At 34.9% G+C, this 15279-nt stretch carries 14 protein-coding genes and 1 tRNA gene; 11 read left to right on the forward strand and 4 right to left on the reverse strand.

Going from position 1 to position 15279, the window contains the following annotated elements; all coding sequences use genetic code 11:
- Positions 1–89: 89 nt before the first annotated feature.
- On the reverse strand, positions 90–1385 hold the full coding sequence (locus tag OPR43_RS04135) for a Na+/H+ antiporter NhaC family protein (protein ID WP_265034313.1): 1296 nt from the start codon (positions 1383–1385) through the stop codon (positions 90–92).
- Between the two features lie 175 nt (positions 1386–1560).
- On the opposite strand from OPR43_RS04135, the gene OPR43_RS04140 reads away from it, so the two are divergent.
- Positions 1561–2520, forward strand: a complete 960-nt coding sequence (locus OPR43_RS04140) for an RluA family pseudouridine synthase (RefSeq protein ID WP_265034314.1) — start codon at positions 1561–1563, stop codon at positions 2518–2520.
- 7 nt (positions 2521–2527) lie between these two features.
- Here OPR43_RS04140 and OPR43_RS04145 read toward each other — a convergent pair whose 3' ends face one another.
- On the reverse strand, positions 2528–3790 hold the full coding sequence (locus tag OPR43_RS04145) for an MFS transporter (RefSeq protein WP_265035654.1): 1263 nt from the start codon (positions 3788–3790) through the stop codon (positions 2528–2530).
- 52 nt (positions 3791–3842) lie between these two features.
- A complete protein-coding gene (gene aspS, locus OPR43_RS04150) occupies positions 3843–5645 on the reverse strand; it encodes an aspartate--tRNA ligase (protein ID WP_265034315.1) in 1803 nt (600 codons plus the stop codon).
- Between the two features lie 196 nt (positions 5646–5841).
- Here aspS and OPR43_RS04155 point away from each other — a divergent pair, with 196 nt between their 5' ends.
- Both OPR43_RS04155 and ccmA read left to right on the forward strand, forming a co-directional pair.
- Positions 5842–6273, forward strand: coding sequence for a hypothetical protein (locus OPR43_RS04155; protein WP_006279891.1), 432 nt, complete (start codon positions 5842–5844; stop codon positions 6271–6273).
- Positions 6274–6276: 3 nt separating this feature from the next.
- A complete protein-coding gene (ccmA, locus tag OPR43_RS04160) occupies positions 6277–6900 on the forward strand; it encodes a heme ABC exporter ATP-binding protein CcmA (protein WP_265025494.1) in 624 nt (207 codons plus the stop codon).
- A 570-nt stretch (positions 6901–7470) separates the two neighbouring features.
- Here the strand turns inward: ccmA and OPR43_RS04165 are convergent.
- On the reverse strand, positions 7471–9207 hold the full coding sequence (locus OPR43_RS04165) for a hypothetical protein (RefSeq protein ID WP_265034316.1): 1737 nt from the start codon (positions 9205–9207) through the stop codon (positions 7471–7473).
- Between the two features lie 145 nt (positions 9208–9352).
- Between OPR43_RS04165 and pheS the strand changes: the two genes are divergently transcribed.
- From pheS to OPR43_RS04205, 8 genes are all read left to right on the forward strand, one after another.
- Positions 9353–10396, forward strand: a complete 1044-nt coding sequence (gene pheS / locus OPR43_RS04170) for a phenylalanine--tRNA ligase subunit alpha (protein WP_265034317.1) — start codon at positions 9353–9355, stop codon at positions 10394–10396.
- The gene (gene glmU / locus OPR43_RS04175; protein WP_265034318.1) at positions 10397–11692 is read left to right on the forward strand and encodes a bifunctional UDP-N-acetylglucosamine diphosphorylase/glucosamine-1-phosphate N-acetyltransferase GlmU; all 1296 of its coding nucleotides are present in this window, start codon (positions 10397–10399) and stop codon (positions 11690–11692) included.
- A gap of 70 nt (positions 11693–11762) precedes the next feature.
- Positions 11763–12230: a P44/Msp2 family outer membrane protein gene (locus OPR43_RS04180; RefSeq protein WP_265034319.1), complete on the forward strand. Its 468-nt coding sequence runs from the start codon at positions 11763–11765 to the stop codon at positions 12228–12230.
- Between the two features lie 330 nt (positions 12231–12560).
- Positions 12561–12863, forward strand: coding sequence for a 50S ribosomal protein L21 (gene rplU / locus OPR43_RS04185; protein WP_182366585.1), 303 nt, complete (start codon positions 12561–12563; stop codon positions 12861–12863).
- A gap of 10 nt (positions 12864–12873) precedes the next feature.
- The gene (gene rpmA / locus OPR43_RS04190) at positions 12874–13143 is read left to right on the forward strand and encodes a 50S ribosomal protein L27 (RefSeq protein ID WP_010082252.1); all 270 of its coding nucleotides are present in this window, start codon (positions 12874–12876) and stop codon (positions 13141–13143) included.
- A 9-nt stretch (positions 13144–13152) separates the two neighbouring features.
- Positions 13153–13229, forward strand: a tRNA-Ile gene (locus OPR43_RS04195).
- Between the two features lie 64 nt (positions 13230–13293).
- Entirely contained in the window at positions 13294–14466 is a 1173-nt protein-coding gene (metK, locus tag OPR43_RS04200) for a methionine adenosyltransferase (protein ID WP_265034320.1), read from the forward strand.
- A gap of 125 nt (positions 14467–14591) precedes the next feature.
- Positions 14592–15266 carry a TenA family protein gene (locus tag OPR43_RS04205; RefSeq protein ID WP_265034321.1) on the forward strand — a complete coding sequence of 225 codons (675 nt, stop codon included), beginning with the start codon at positions 14592–14594 and terminating at the stop codon, positions 15264–15266.
- Positions 15267–15279: the final 13 nt, after the last annotated feature.

Below are 15279 nucleotides of genomic sequence, written 5' to 3' on the forward strand. Positions count from 1 at the left end.
AGATAACTGAATACCTTCAGTCTCATGATAAGGGGGCTGGCGAAGGGTGTCAAGTAATTCCGTTCCTTATGGGTAAAAAAAGAGAAACTCTAAGTTGCAGCCGCACGATGTTTCTCTTTTCTGCTGTTGATGATTATTTCGCCTATTGTAACTGCTGCTAAAATAAAGCAGTAATATACCTGTGTTAATAAAGAAACAGGTGATACAAAGGCGATGCTACCTGCCAGCAATAGTTGAGAACCATAAGGTAAGATACCTTTTGTAGCACAAGCAAAAACATCTAATAAGTATGCACTGCGGTATGGTGCAATATCGTGTTTCTGTGCGAGTCTTTTTGCAATGCCACCACTTAGTAAAATAGCAATGGTATTATTGGCAACCAAGGTAGTAAACATAGACGCAATTCCTGCTATCACAAATTCAGCTTTAGTTTTTGTGATATTGCTTTCATCGATGAGTTTATGCAACGCTTTTTGACCTTGTTTGTACATTATATGGCTCAACCCACCGATAAATAGAGCAAATATCATTATCTCGTTTACTTTTTTGAAACCGTCATACACGTCATGAGGAAATTGAATGATAGCATAGTCAAAAAAAGTTATTCCTAGCACACCAGCAATAATTATGTTTACAGTTATTGTTACTAAAGTGGTGACTTCAAGCAGCCCCATGATTATTAAAGAAATGTAAGGAATAATTTTTATTATAGAATAATAATCTAAATTTGATATAGAAATAATTTTTGTACTACTTGAAATTACTGCCAGATAGGTGAGTGTTATAATGCTGGCAATAAGTGCAACTTTAGAGTTCATTTTAAGTTTATCTTTTGCTGAAGCTCCCTGTGAAGAAACAGATGCAATGGTGGTATCAGATATCATCGAAAGGTTATCGCCAAATACAGCACCACCTACTACAGTTGCAGTTCCTATTTCAAGACCAAAAGCTCCACTTTTTGCCAGATTAACAGCTATAGGTACCATCAGCGCAACAACTCCCATAGATGTACCAATCGCAGTTGAAATAAAAGCAGAAGCCAAAAATACTCCAGGAAGTAGTAATCGTGCTGGAAGGAAATTAAGAATTAAATTAGCAACAGTGTCTGCGCTACCAATTGATTGAGTAACCGCAGAAAATGCTCCGGAAAATAGAAAAATCAAGCACATAGTAAGGGTATTTTTGTCACCCATGCCCTTGATAACAGTATCTATGTTATGTTGAATTTTATTTGTACCACGTGAGACAGCAAAAAATAGTGCTGGTAACAAGCATATTACTGGTGAAACCTGATGAAGTGGATTATCAGTTCCGATAAAAGAAAAATAAGCACCACTTCCAAGGTATAAGATTAAAAAAATGATCAAAGGGACAAAAGCTGTCATTTCACTGTACCTCAAACTTACAACTATAACTAATTAAGTGGTCTTAAGCAAGTTTGGTTTTCACTAGTTCTACAGGAAGTTAATAGCAGAGTTTTAAACTTCATATTTAATCTACTAAATAAATAGCACATGTAGCCGAAGAGTTTATATCTTGTGCTATACTTTATTTTATGTCATGCAAACAGCTGATATTAGCATACATCCAAATAAAGTAATGGAGAATATAAAAACCATATCAGTAGAAGACGATAACGTTAGGCTGGATAGGTACATCAGAAGAATCTTTCCTGATCTAAAGCAATCTGTAATTGAAAAATCTTTAAGGAAAGGATTAATCAAAGTTGATGATTGCAAAGCAAAGTCTAGTGACAGAGTAAACTCTGGGCAAACTATAACGCTGAAGCACTTGAATTATATTGAAAACGCTAATTCTGATCGCAAATATAATGAAAAGTTAGTGAATCTGCTAAGAGAGAACATATTATATGAAGACGAATATATATTAGCTATAAACAAACCCGCAGGGGTCATCGTTCAAGGTGGCGTAAAAGTAAAGATTAGTATTAGTGATTTGCTTGACCAAATAAGAGAGGGAGAAACATTTAAAATTGTCCATAGGCTAGATAGAGATACGAGTGGAGTGATAATATTCGCACGCAATGCTAATGTTGCAAGATACCTTATGGAGGAATTTAAAGGACGAAGAGTAAAAAAAACTTATTTAGCATTGACTTCTGGCATACCGAGCAAGGATAGTGGAACAATAGACTATCCATTGGCGAAAAAATATATTTCTGGTCAAGAAAAGGTAGTTGTTGATGAAAATTCACCTCAAAATGCCATTACGCATTTTTCAATTATAGCAAAATCCAAACACAATGTTGCTTATTTAAAATTACAACCAATTACCGGCAGAACCCATCAGTTACGTGCACATTTAGCTCATATAAATTGCCCTATTCTTGGTGACGGTAAATACGGTGGTAAAAAAGCTTTTATTGATGGAGTAGCAAGTAAAATTCACCTTCATTCACATTCTTTATCTTTAAAATTACCAAATAATAAAGAAATCACTATTACCGCTCCTATTCCTAAGCACATTGAAAAGTCTATTGAAGCGCTATTTTTCGACTGAAACGATTTCACCAATCAACTTTTCTGTCTTTGGCTTTGATTTGAAGCACAGATATTAGGCTAATTAATGCGCAGGCAGTAAGATAAATGCCTGCTGCAAGTTTTGTTTCGGTTTTTTCTATAAGCCATATGCATACAGATGGAGAAAGGCCGCCAAAAATTCCTGCAGATATGTTATTTGCGAGGCTAAAGCCCGTGCACCTAACTTTCGTTGGAAATAACTCGCAGACAAGAGAATTATATATTCCAAAAGATGCACCTATCGGTACGCTTATCAATAGAAAAGTGAGCGTTACAATATAGTGGTTATCATATGATAATAGCGAAAGTGCCGGCAAACCGGCGCAAGCTAGAGCTACTAATGTAGGAATCATTACATTTTTTCTTCCAACTTTATCAGACAGTATTGCAAACAGCACTGCAGACGCTCCAAATGTAATTTCAACTATAATCCTTACTACATTTTTAATATTGATGCCTGAGAGAATAAGTTCTTTTACAGATATGTTGTAAAACATGATTGCTGAATAAACGATTGCATTTTGAGCAATACCAAGTCCAATTGCTATCACAAATGCTTTTTTATAGTCCCTGATTAACTCTAAAAATGGAGAATTAGATAAGCTTTTATTTTGATCGTGCACTTTATATGCTAAGCTCTCTTCCATTATATATCTTGTTAAAAAACCTATTATGCCCATAATGAAACAGAAATAGAAAGGCAATCTCCAGCCCCAAATTTCATAATTTTCACCTGTAAACTTTTTGCAAACAGCTATCATTACAAAGCATGTAAGAGAACCAAGAGCGCCGCTAAAAGGTTTCATGCTTCCCAGAAATCCTAGATTTTTTTTATCGCTTGAATGCTCTATTAAAAAGGCTGAGTTGATACTTGTTTCTCCACCCGCTGCCATTCCTTGCATGATTCTACACAATAGAAGTAGTATAGAAGAAAATATTCCTATTTCTTTATACCCAGGTATAACTCCAATTACAGTAGATGGTATTGAAACTAATATCACTGAAGTAAGTAAAACTTTCCTTCTACCGGATTTATCTCCAATGTAGCCAAAAATAAATGCACCAAGTGGCCTAAATCCAAAGCCAACTGCAAAGGTACCGAGAAATTTGATTGTGCTTAAATAATTACTTTCTGAAGGAAAAAAAACGTTGCTTATTATATGCGTTAAAACTCCAAACAGAGTTACTTCATACCATATAATCATATTGCAGATTATGCTTGATAGTATTGCCTTTTGGATATTATTCATGATTTTCAATTTGCCATAATGTAATATGCTATTTGCTTCGCTATAAAATTTTTCATTCAATGACCTGCAAAGACAGTTCACGTAAATGTTTATTGTCCACTTTGGAAGGGGCGCCCATTAGAACATCTTCACCTTGCTGGTTCATAGGAAAACAGATTACTTCACGAATATTTGGCTCATCAGCAAGCAGCATAACCATTCTGTCAACCCCTGGTGCTATTCCGCCGTGAGGTGGTACTCCAAATCTGAATGCACGCACAAGTGCACCGAATTTTGTATCAACTTCTCTCCGGCTATAACCTGCAATGGCAAAGGCCTTATACATGATGTCCAGTTTGTTATTGCGAATTGCTCCACTTGACAACTCTATTCCATTGCAAACAAGATCATATTGGTAAGCAAGGATATCGAGTGGATTCTTTTCCTCTAAATCTTTCAGACCACCGTGTGGCATGGAGAATGGGTTATGAAAGAAATCGATTTTTTTACTTTTATCGTCATATACAAAATAGGGAAAATCAATGATCCAACAAAACTTGAAGATATTATCATCTATAAGACCTAATTCTGACCCTAAAAGAGTGCGCACTTTTCCTGCAATTGTTGCTGCCTCATTCTCTTTGTCAGAAGCAAAAAACACACTATCTCCAGGCTTTACATTCGTTATTTCTCTTATGTGGTTTAGCCTATTGTCATCAAGAAATTTAGCAATTGGGCCTTTCGCAGTACCATCTTTATAAAACGTTATATATCCAAGACCCTTAGCACCGAATTCTTTTTGCGCATGTTCTATTTTTTTATCAAAGAAGCTGCGTGGTTCCTCTGCTGTTTTAGGTGCAGGGATGGCTCTCACTACCATACCACGCTCAATATTGCTTTTGAAAATATTGAACCCTGAATCACGGAAAATTTCTGTAACATCGCTGATTAATAGTGGATTGCGCAGATCTGGCTTATCAGAACCATATTTGAGCATTGCCTCTTTATATGTAATACGTGGAAAATCTTTATCAACAGACTTACGAGAAAATTTAGCGAACATTTTATATAAGGTAGACTCAATAATCTGAAAGATGTCTTCTTGAGTCACAAAAGACATTTCAAGATCTAGCTGATAAAACTCTCCCGGAGAACGGTCAGCCCTTGCGTCTTCGTCACGGAAACACGGTGCAATTTGAAAATATTTATCAAACCCTGAAACCATAAGCAATTGCTTAAAAATCTGTGGAGCTTGTGGCAATGCATAAAATTTACCAAGATTTAGTCTGCTTGGCACCAAATAATCACGTGCACCTTCAGGAGATGAAGCAGTAAGTATTGGAGTCTGAATTTCCAAAAACCCTTGCTCTATCATGAGCTTGCGGAGTTCTGCAATAATTTGTGAGCGCAGAATAATATTGTTGCGGGCTTTTTCACGCCTTAAATCAAGAAACCGATATTTAAATCTCATATTTTCTGGGTATTCTTGTTCGCCAGCAATGCTCGCTAATATACTTCTCTCTTCTTTCGCTATTTCTTCATCACGGTGGAACTCGACTTCCGATTCAACGTGCAAATTGCTAACTACAACCTCAATTTCTCCGGTTGCGATAGAGCTGTTTACCGTATCTTCAGTTCTAGCTTCAACTATTCCTGTAACAGTGATCACACTTTCTGATTTTAAATTTGAAATCTCATCAAAAAAATCTTTATCATTATTAAATACTAGTTGAGTGATTCCATAGAAGTCTCTTAAATCAACAAAAATTAAGTTACCGTGATCGCGCTTACGATATAACCATCCAGAGAGGGTAACTTCCTTTTCTACGTCGTTCTTCCTTAATTCTTCACACGTGTGAGTTTTATAGCAGTTCATATTTGTTTCACTTCTAAATTCTTTAAAAAGTATAGAAATAAACCTTACTACATACAAGCCCATTCGTCAGATATTTGTCCAATTTACGAAATAGAGCAGTGTTGCTTTTATACTGTCTTTACCCGCAAAAAAATTGCACAATTTCTATAATTATGGTATAATAATAAGGGTATTTTTAATGAATTAGATACAGGAAATGCCACTTACACAGATCATATTATATAGCGTAACATTACTTGCTGTAGCTGCAGTATTTCTCTTTTTGAGAAAAATATACAAAAATCGCATTAGAAAAATCATATTTCCTAGAAAAGTTTTTAAAGAAGAGTGGGAAGAAGACAGAAAATTCAATGAATTGTATCAAAAAAATAAGCAAAAAGAGTTGCTGAAGCAACAAGAAACGCTACGCGAGAAACAAAAAGATGTGCAAGTTTATAAAGAAGATCCAGAAATAGTTGACATAGCAAAACCGGTAGGTAAATGGACAAAGATGGTTATGATGGGTAATGGTTTAATGCAGCGTTTTGCACAATTGATACATAGAGAAGGCGGCCAGAAAGGATTTTGGGAGCTGTTTGTAAAAGCTCAGGCTTCAACTCAAGGTAAACATAAGGGGAAGGGCAGATAATCCATGCTTGAATGTGAAAATTTATCCTGCGCTCGTAATAACAAAGTATTATTTAAACATCTTAGCTTTAAAGCTGAGCCAAAATCAAAGATTCTAATCACTGGTCCAAATGGTAGTGGTAAAACCAGCTTAATTAGAAGTTTATCTGGACTTTTGCCGCCGGTATCAGGCAATATAAGGCACTGCGGAAAAGACATATATGATGATCCAAAATCCTATATACCTTCTATGGTCTACGTAGGGCATAAAAATGCCTGCAAGGATAGCTTAACTGTTACTCAAAACATAGAATTCTGGGCAGGAATACGAAATACTAGGGAATTGATTGTGGCAGCTGTTTGTTGCTTGCAGTTACAGCCTGTACTTAATATTAGATATGGCGAACTTTCTGCAGGCTGGAGAAGAAGAGTTGCGCTTGCCCGCCTCTTGATTTCTAATGCAAACGTTTGGCTGATAGATGAACCATTTTGTAATCTTGATAGTGCGACGTGTGAATTAGTGCTGAACCTAATCTCAATACGCTCTGAGCAAAATGGTATAGTAATTATTACAGGACATAGCTCTACAGAGCAATTGTGTGATTTTACAACGATCGATATACGCGATTTCAATAGACTTCTTGCATAGTTTTTGGCAGCACGTTGAGAAACGAAAAAACTTACTTGACACCCTTCGCCAGCCCCTTTATCATGAAACTGAAGCTATTTATTTATCTTCTCTGTACAGATTAAATGACAAAAAAACTCAACGTATTTGGCGTCTCATGTTTAATTTTTTGCACTATGTGCACCTTATGTCTTTATCAAATTTCTAGGTTTTTACCTACACAAGCTGAAATACGCTTATAAAGCATTTAAAACATCAAAAAACGCCAACTTAAAAAATGGATAGTGAATAACTAGCTACCCTAGGGTTTCTTTTGCCTTTTTTTCTGTTTAGTAAATTTCTTAATGTTTATAATTTAGATTAGTTGCATTTAAAAGCAGCTGAATCGCGGTTATTAAGTGTTTAGAATAAAAAAACGCCATACTTGAAAGTATAATGTAAGTAACTAGCCAACCACGGGGCTTCTTTTGCCTTTTTTTCCGTTTGGTAAATTTCTTAACGTTTGTAGCTAAACGACAATCGTCATCCCGCTGCTTGTTAGCGGGATCTAGAGATACCGCGGCGGTATGACGTAGAAAAACTGAGCCTGCACTAGCTATAGGCGTGAGAAAGGGGATCGTTTTCACTTACTTGCTTAACAGATTCTATAGAATATTCAGAATATATAAAGCGAGCTAAATTCAAAATACACAGCGCGATTAATATTGGTAGTCCTATGTTCAATGCTAACCCAATACTTTCTCTTTTTTCTGGTGGCACTAATCCTTTTAACATTGACACTTTTCCTAACGGAAAATGCCATAAGCAAAGTGTCGATGCAGATGCTACTATTATAAATAGACAAAAATAAGCCTTTTTTGAGGAAAATACAGTTTTTAATGATGATTTGAGTGTAATGTTAGTAGGTGGTAGAGTTTTAGCTTCATTTGTTGCTGGTGAAAGATCTTTAATTGGTAAAGGGTTTGTAGATTTGTGAGGAGTATTTTCATGTTGTGGAGAAGGTTGTTGTATATAAACACCTGAAACTAATTTAAGCAATTGCTCTTTTTTTCTATATACTTGTTTTTGTAAATATTCTTTACCTAAAAGTGAGTTACTAAGAGGTTGTGGCCTTTCGAGTATCTGTAATACTTCTGATATTTCGCCTGGCTCTAATATTGCATGTAATTGTTTATCTTGAAAGTAAACAATATTGAATACTGAGCTGAAAATATTGCAAAATGTTTCTGGATCTTGATTTTTGTATCCACTCATCACTTCAATAAATATTTCATCGAGTTTTTTCCCCCTGTGCTCAATTTGGTTATCTATCATAGCTACTCTAGCATCATTTCGTGCTTGTTTTATGGTAGATTGTTTTTCTTCTTCTGGTAGTTCTTGAGATTGCTTTTTCGATTTTTTTCTATTAGCTTTAAAATACTCTGTGTGCGAAGTAGTTTGACCTACATTCTGTTCTGCTTCTTGAGGTATTGGATTTTCTATACTACCCCCTGTCATCCGAGTAGCTTGACTACTTGGATCCATGTTTCTTTTTTCCTGGATTCCAGCGTCAAGCGCTGGAATGACACCAAATAGTATATTGTTGCTCTGTATAGAAAATTTTGGCAATTGTTGAGAAAAGAATTGTGACGTATTAAAAAGATTGGGTAGACAGAAAAAAGATCTAAACCAGAAAACGTTTTCATGCATTGCAGCAACTGCTATCGAAGCGCGTGTAACTTGTTTTCCATTATTTGTTACATCGAAGCCAAATGAGCCTGTAACTGGTACGATTTGTCTATTTTGTGCATTTTTTTGGTTAGTTTCACTCTGTTCTTTTTTGTCTTCATTTTTAGTTTTTTCTGCATGTTTTGACTTTTCGTTTAAAAATGACCCAATTTGGTGCAAATTATCCAGGTTAATGTCTTTAGCATCTGTTTGTAGTGTTATTGTTACTCCTTGTAAGAGAATTTTAGATGGAGCATTATTTATGAATTCTTCTACAGTTTTATAACTGTTAGTTTTACGGTAGTTATTATATAATTCACTGCTTTCTTTCGGCACTTTCATGTTGACTGTAAAATTTTTTTCCTGAGGAAGGCAGATTTTGAAAAAATCAATTAAAGGGTTTATTCTAAATAATCTTATATTAAAGGTGTCTTTATCTGTTGCTGTTAGCTCAAATGAAAATTTTTGTATATTGCTTTCAATACTTCTCGAGCGAATAGTACTGATCTTAATTGTTTCGCTAGAAAATGCTTTACTTATGTTTTTGGATTTTTCCTTAAAGAGCTTAGGTAAATCCTCTATTTTATACTTATTCTTAGTTTCAGTGTTACTGTTGTGCATAGTTGATACAGCAAATTCATCAACACAAAGGTAAATAAAAAAGATTAATCGGTCAATAAATTAATAATCAGAATAGGGCAATTTTTCGGATTGTTGATGATATTTAAAATTTCACTATAATGAAAGTTTAAGCCAGCATTTTAAGATGAATAAAGAGTTATTAGATGACATACTTTCACTTGAAGATAAAGCAGTTTCCGAAATTGAGAATGCTTCTTCTTTGCAAGATTTAGAAAAAGTTAGGCTATTATATTTGGGAAAAAAGGGTGTAGTTAGAGCTTATTTTGATAACTTAAAAAAGATAGAAAATGCAGAGAAAAAGCGTGATTTAGGCGCAGTTATTAACGCTTTACGTGATAAGATAGATCATCTTATCATGAATAGGGAAAATGTACTAAAAACAGAAGAAGTTAACTTTAAATTGCAGAACGAGGCAGTTGATATTACGTTGCCCGTTAGACCAGAAAAAATTGGCAAGATCCATCCACTCAGTAAAGTTATAAATGAAGTAAAGCTTATTTTTGCACATATGGGTTTTAAAGCAGTTGATGGCCCTGACATTGAAGATGAATTTCATGTATTTGATGCACTGAATACTCCAAGTCATCATCCTGCACGAGAGGAGCAAGATACCTTCTACTTAAAGAATAAAATAAACGATAAAAGAATGGTACTGCGCACTCACACCTCATCTGTGCAGATTAGAACCATGGAAAAAACAAAAAATTTCCCTATTAAAATAGTAGCCCCTGGTAGGGTATACAGAAATGATTTTGATGCAACTCACACTCCTATGTTTCACCAGATAGAAGGGTTATATGTCGATGAAAACGTCAATATGGGCCAGTTAAAATTTACTATTCATCACTTCCTTAATAAGTTTTTTGGAGATAAAGGGCTGAAGATACGTTTTCGTAATAGTTTTTTCCCTTTTACCGAGCCTTCTGCAGAAGTGGACATAAGTTATAAAGGTAGTAAATGGATAGAAGTACTGGGATGCGGTATGACGCATCCAAATGTATTTCAAAATGTTGGAATAGATCACACTAAATACAGCGGTTTTGCGTTTGGCATTGGTATAGAAAGGCTTGCAATGCTAAAATATCAAATTAGCGACTTAAGGAGCTTTTATGACAACAAAATCAGCTGGCTTGATCATTATGGTTTTCATTTTTCATCTTTAAGATAAGTGATAAGTAAAACTCATACGTTCATTATACTTGCTGCCGGGCATGGCAGGCGGATGAATTCAGATTTGCCTAAGGTCCTACACAAAATAGGCAGTTTTTCCATGCTCCAGCATGTCATTTACAATGCAAAACAGTTAAATCCTGAAAATATTGCTGTTGTACTTGATCAGCCTTTAATTGAAAGACTAAAGTGCTTTGAGGATATACAGTTAATTACACAAGAATCAACACTCGGTACGGGAGATGCAGTCAAAACTGCGATGAGAAACCTGAAAGAATTGCCAGATTCGAACATAGTCGTTGTGCAGTATGGAGATACTCCGCTCATAAAAAGCAGCACAATAACTAAAATGGTTAGTTGCTTAGAAGAGGGCAAAGCCCTAGTTTGTCTTGGTTTTAAAACCAGCAATAAAGAGTACGGTAGGTTGATTATCAAGGATGGTTCTTTAATAGAGATCGTAGAAGCAAAGAGTGATAAAAATAATCATGAAGAGTTTCTTGCCAATGCTGGAATAATGGTTGCATATGCAAAGAATTTACGTGAATTGGTGGAGAAAATAGAGTGCAATAGCTCAATTCATGAGTATTACTTAACCGATATAGTCTCCATTGCGGTGGAACATGGTTTGAACGTCGGTTACGTTATTACCGGTGGAGAAGAAGCAATTGGAATAAATAACAGAAATGACCTTGCAAAAGCTGAGTTTTACTTTCAAGAAAATCAAAGAAAAGTTTTTACCGACTTCGGGGTAACGCTTGTTGCACCAGAGACTGTTTTCTTTTCTCTTGATACGCAAATTTCCAGAGATTCGGTTATTCACCCATATGTTTTTTTCGGTACTGGAGTGAAAATAGAGTCTGGTGCGAAAATACTGCCATTTTCGCATTTAGAAAACTGCTTAATTAAAAGTAATGCTGAGGTCGGTCCATTTACCAGAATACGCGGAAACACAACAATTGGTAATAAGGCAAAAATAGGAAATTTTGTGGAAGTGAAAACAAGTAAAGTTGGTCAAAACACTAGAATAAAACACTTAAGTTATATAGGAAATACTAAAGTAGGGCGGGGGAGTAATATAGGAGCAGGCACTATTGTTTGTAATTATGATGGGAAAGATAAACATGAAACGAATATAGGGAGCAATTGCTTTGTTGGCGCCAATAGCTCACTAATTGCGCCACTTAATATTCATGATGAATCTGTAATTGCAGCAGGTAGTGTTATAGTTGAGGATGTACCAGAAAAAAGCCTTGCAATAGCAAGAGAAAAGCAAGTGATTAAAAAAATAAAGTAATTTGACTATAATTATCTATTTTTAACGTTTATATGTGTATACATGCGTGTACCGATATTTAGAGGTAAAAATGAAAAAATTATTTACTTTAGTAGCTATATTGCCTGCTGTTTCTTTGTCAGTACCATGTTTTGGAGTTGATTTTATTAGAGATAGAATCTATACTTCTTCGTCATACAGTTCTGGCGATTTTAGTTATAGTGTCGGTTATCACTACACAAACAGCGTAAAAATTTTAGTTGAGCCTATTATTTCAGTTGCAAGTATTTTTAAAGGAAAACTGCAAGGAGGAATTTTGGCAAATTTACGTTATCACTACGAGTTTACAAACACAGATATCGCTCTATATGTTAATGTTGGTATAGGTGCTGCTATCGATTTTGTTGGACAGTCAAAGTTTGGTTTCTCATATAAAATAAGCTCTGGTCTTGATTTTCCGCTTTCTTCAAGGACAAGTGTTTTTGCTGGTTACCGTCTATTGAAAGCATTTGAAGATTATAATCATGGATTTGAGCTTGGAATAAATTATAACTTATAAAACCCCAACTGAATAGCAACAGGTTGTACTTTTTTCAAATTGAAGCTGAATTTTTGCTAGATAATTAATAAGCCATATTATGGAGTTTTAATTAGAGACCTGCTATAAAAGCAAAGTGAGGGGGATTAAAAATGACCAAGTTTTGCTTTTGTAGACAATAAGATTTTTTGAGAATTAATTACTGTCTGAGAAAAAGCAGATAACAAGGTGAAAAAAGATAGAAGTATTTAAGTAGCTCAAAAAGAACGTTAAGTCGTGTTTTTTATTTATATTGACAGTATATATGACATCGTTTACGATTAAAATTAATAACAATAATTTATATTTATCATGTTTGCAGTAATTGAGACTGGTGGAAAGCAATATTTAGTAAAAGAAGGCAGTATAATAAAGGTAGAGAAGTTAGAAGCTGAAGAAAAAAAAGAGGTGGAAATCAATAAGGTGATTTGTATTTCAAATAATGGCTTATCTTATTCATCTAATGCTACTGTTAAAGCTGAAGTATTGGAGCAGTGCAGAGGAGAAAAAATTATAATCTTTAAGAAGAAAAGAAGAAAAAATTACCGTAGGAAAACTGGTCATAGGCAGTATATAACTGTTCTTCGTATCAATGAAATTAATCTTCAAAAGTAAGAGGTAAAATATGGCAACTAAAAAATCAGGTGGTAGTTCCTGTAATGGTAGAGATTCAGCAGGTCGTAGGTTAGGAATAAAGAAGAATGGGAAGGTTATTCCTGGTAACATAATTGTGCGCCAAAGAGGCACAAAATTCCATCCTGGAAAGAATGTTGGTATAGGTAAAGATCATACGATTTTTGCTAAAATAGAAGGCTGGGTCAGCTTTAGAAGGTCAGCAAATAAAAAGACTTTTATTGATATCTTGCCTACAGATAATATGAAAGCTTCAGCTTGAATAAATCATGGGTCTGTAGCTCAGGTGGTTAGAGCGCACGCCTGATAAGCGTGAGGTCGGAGGTTCAACTCTTCCCAGACCCACCATTTAATAATTACTAACTGTGTTTTTTATAGCAGTTTTGGTATTATATAAGCAGAAACCTAAAGCATGAGTTCATATAAAAATTTAGTAACCAGTGAATCAGTGGCGGCTGGTCATCCAGATAAAGTAGCAGATCAAATTTCAGATGCAATACTTGATGAATACCTTTTCACTGATCCTTTTGCGCGAGCTGCAATAGAGACTTTAGTCACCAAAGATAACGTTATTATAGCTGGGGAAGTATTCGGACCTAACATCAAAAATAGCAGGATTGAAAGTATTGTACGGAATACAATAAAAGATATTGGTTATGAGCATGATGGTTTCCACTGGAGAAAAGTGAAGGTAAATATATTATTACATGAGCAATCAAATGACATTGCAATAGGGTTGGATCAAGGTGCTGGAGATCAGGGCATAATGTATGGCTATGCAACAACAGAGACAGAAAACCTTATGCCGGCTCCCATTTTTTATGCGCACTCGATTCTGAAAAATATCATGAGCGCAGTTAAAGAAGCAAAACTTGGTCCGGATGCAAAGTCACAAATCACTTTGGCATATGAGAATAACCTCCCGGTACGTGCTGAAAGTATTATTGTCTCAATACAGCACCCTGAGGATTTGGATCAATCAAAAGTAAAAGAAATAATTTACCCTTACATAGTTTCATCTTTACCTGAAGGATGGATGTGTCATGAGGAAAATCTCTTAGTCAATCCAACAGGTAGATTTGTTATTGGTGGGCCGGTTGGTGATTGTGGATTAACCGGACGGAAAATTATGGTTGATACTTATGGAGGTTATATTCCACACGGTGGAGGAGCGTTTTCCGGAAAAGATGCAACCAAAGTTGATAGATCTGCAGCTTATATGGCAAGATACCTTGCTAAAAATATTGTCTTTGCAGGTTTGGCTAAACGTTGTCTTGTGCAGCTTTCTTATGCAATTGGTATATCACAACCTACTTCATTCTATATTGACACATTTAGTACAAATACGATAGATGAAAAAAAGATTAAAAAGTTTATTGAGAATAGTGTGGATTTATCAACAAAAGGTATAATCAAGCATTTATCGCTTAATCATCCTATATATAAACGTACAGCCTGTTATGGACATTTTGGTAAAGAGTCAGAAAATGACGGTGGATTTTCTTGGGAAAGCATGAACTTGTCTGCTGATCTTTGTAGAGAATTCAATATAGAAGGTAATAGTAAAATTTCTTTAGGTTGCTGAAATTTTTGATTTACAGCCCCACATTTATATATTAGCTTATTGTTAAAGTATAATTGCTTTTTCATAATAATTATACTATATTAGTGATAATTATTATATTCAGTTTTTATTGTGAGGCTCATGCAATGTATAATGACATAAAAGAAGAATTTTGTAGCATAGCTATAAAAGAATCATCTGATCTTATTGATAGAATAGAAGAACATCCTTTTTATGTTGAATTGATGAATGGCAAATTAAGTTATAAGAAGTTCAAGTTCTACGTTCAACAGACTTTTTTATGCTTAGTGGATTGCACTCGTGCTTTTTTAATTATTGCATCTAGAGCTAATGATATTGAAACAATGGATAAATTAACCTTTATAGCTCGTAAAATATTCAGTATGCGAAGTCTATGTGAGGAGCAGTTTACAGAATGTAACTCATCCGATAGCCACAAAAGATCGAAATCTAGTTCTGCCCTCATTGATTTCTTCATGCGTGCTGCATACCATAATTCAGTAGCTGAAAGCTTAGCAGCTTCTTATCCATGTTTTGGTATGTGTCAGATCACCTTTCAACATACGGTAAAAGATAGCATTCCTTCAAGCAATAAGTATAAAAAATGGATTAATCTCTATAATACTAATATAGTGGATAACACAGCTGATGCTATAACTGAGATTGTGAATAAGCTGTATAGAGAATCTAGTAATAAGGAGAAGAAAAAGATGCTCGAGTTTTTTCGTAACGGATTAGAACTTGAGGTAATATTCTGGGATGAGGTGTATTACTCTAATATATCTAGCAAAGAATATTAGCAGCGGATTATTT

Source organism: Wolbachia endosymbiont (group A) of Apoderus coryli (assembly GCF_947251615.1).
In the GTDB taxonomy this organism is placed as follows: Bacteria; Pseudomonadota; Alphaproteobacteria; order Rickettsiales; family Anaplasmataceae; genus Wolbachia.

Excerpts from the sequence above, each read along its gene's own strand:
- pheS (WP_265034317.1), top strand. The coding sequence starts at position 9,353 with ATGAATAAAGAGTTATTAGATGACATACTTTCACTTGAAGATAAAGCA.
- OPR43_RS04145 (WP_265035654.1), bottom strand. The coding sequence starts at position 3,790 with ATGAATAATATCCAAAAGGCAATACTATCAAGCATAATCTGCAATATG.
- aspS (WP_265034315.1), bottom strand. The coding sequence starts at position 5,645 with ATGAACTGCTATAAAACTCACACGTGTGAAGAATTAAGGAAGAACGAC.
- ccmA (WP_265025494.1), top strand. The coding sequence starts at position 6,277 with ATGCTTGAATGTGAAAATTTATCCTGCGCTCGTAATAACAAAGTATTA.
- OPR43_RS04155 (WP_006279891.1), top strand. The coding sequence starts at position 5,842 with ATGCCACTTACACAGATCATATTATATAGCGTAACATTACTTGCTGTA.
- OPR43_RS04205 (WP_265034321.1), top strand. The coding sequence starts at position 14,592 with ATGTATAATGACATAAAAGAAGAATTTTGTAGCATAGCTATAAAAGAA.
- rpmA (WP_010082252.1), top strand. The coding sequence starts at position 12,874 with ATGGCAACTAAAAAATCAGGTGGTAGTTCCTGTAATGGTAGAGATTCA.
- OPR43_RS04180 (WP_265034319.1), top strand. The coding sequence starts at position 11,763 with ATGAAAAAATTATTTACTTTAGTAGCTATATTGCCTGCTGTTTCTTTG.
- metK (WP_265034320.1), top strand. The coding sequence starts at position 13,294 with ATGAGTTCATATAAAAATTTAGTAACCAGTGAATCAGTGGCGGCTGGT.
- OPR43_RS04140 (WP_265034314.1), top strand. The coding sequence starts at position 1,561 with ATGCAAACAGCTGATATTAGCATACATCCAAATAAAGTAATGGAGAAT.
- OPR43_RS04135 (WP_265034313.1), bottom strand. The coding sequence starts at position 1,385 with ATGACAGCTTTTGTCCCTTTGATCATTTTTTTAATCTTATACCTTGGA.
- OPR43_RS04165 (WP_265034316.1), bottom strand. The coding sequence starts at position 9,207 with ATGCACAACAGTAACACTGAAACTAAGAATAAGTATAAAATAGAGGAT.
- rplU (WP_182366585.1), top strand. The coding sequence starts at position 12,561 with ATGTTTGCAGTAATTGAGACTGGTGGAAAGCAATATTTAGTAAAAGAA.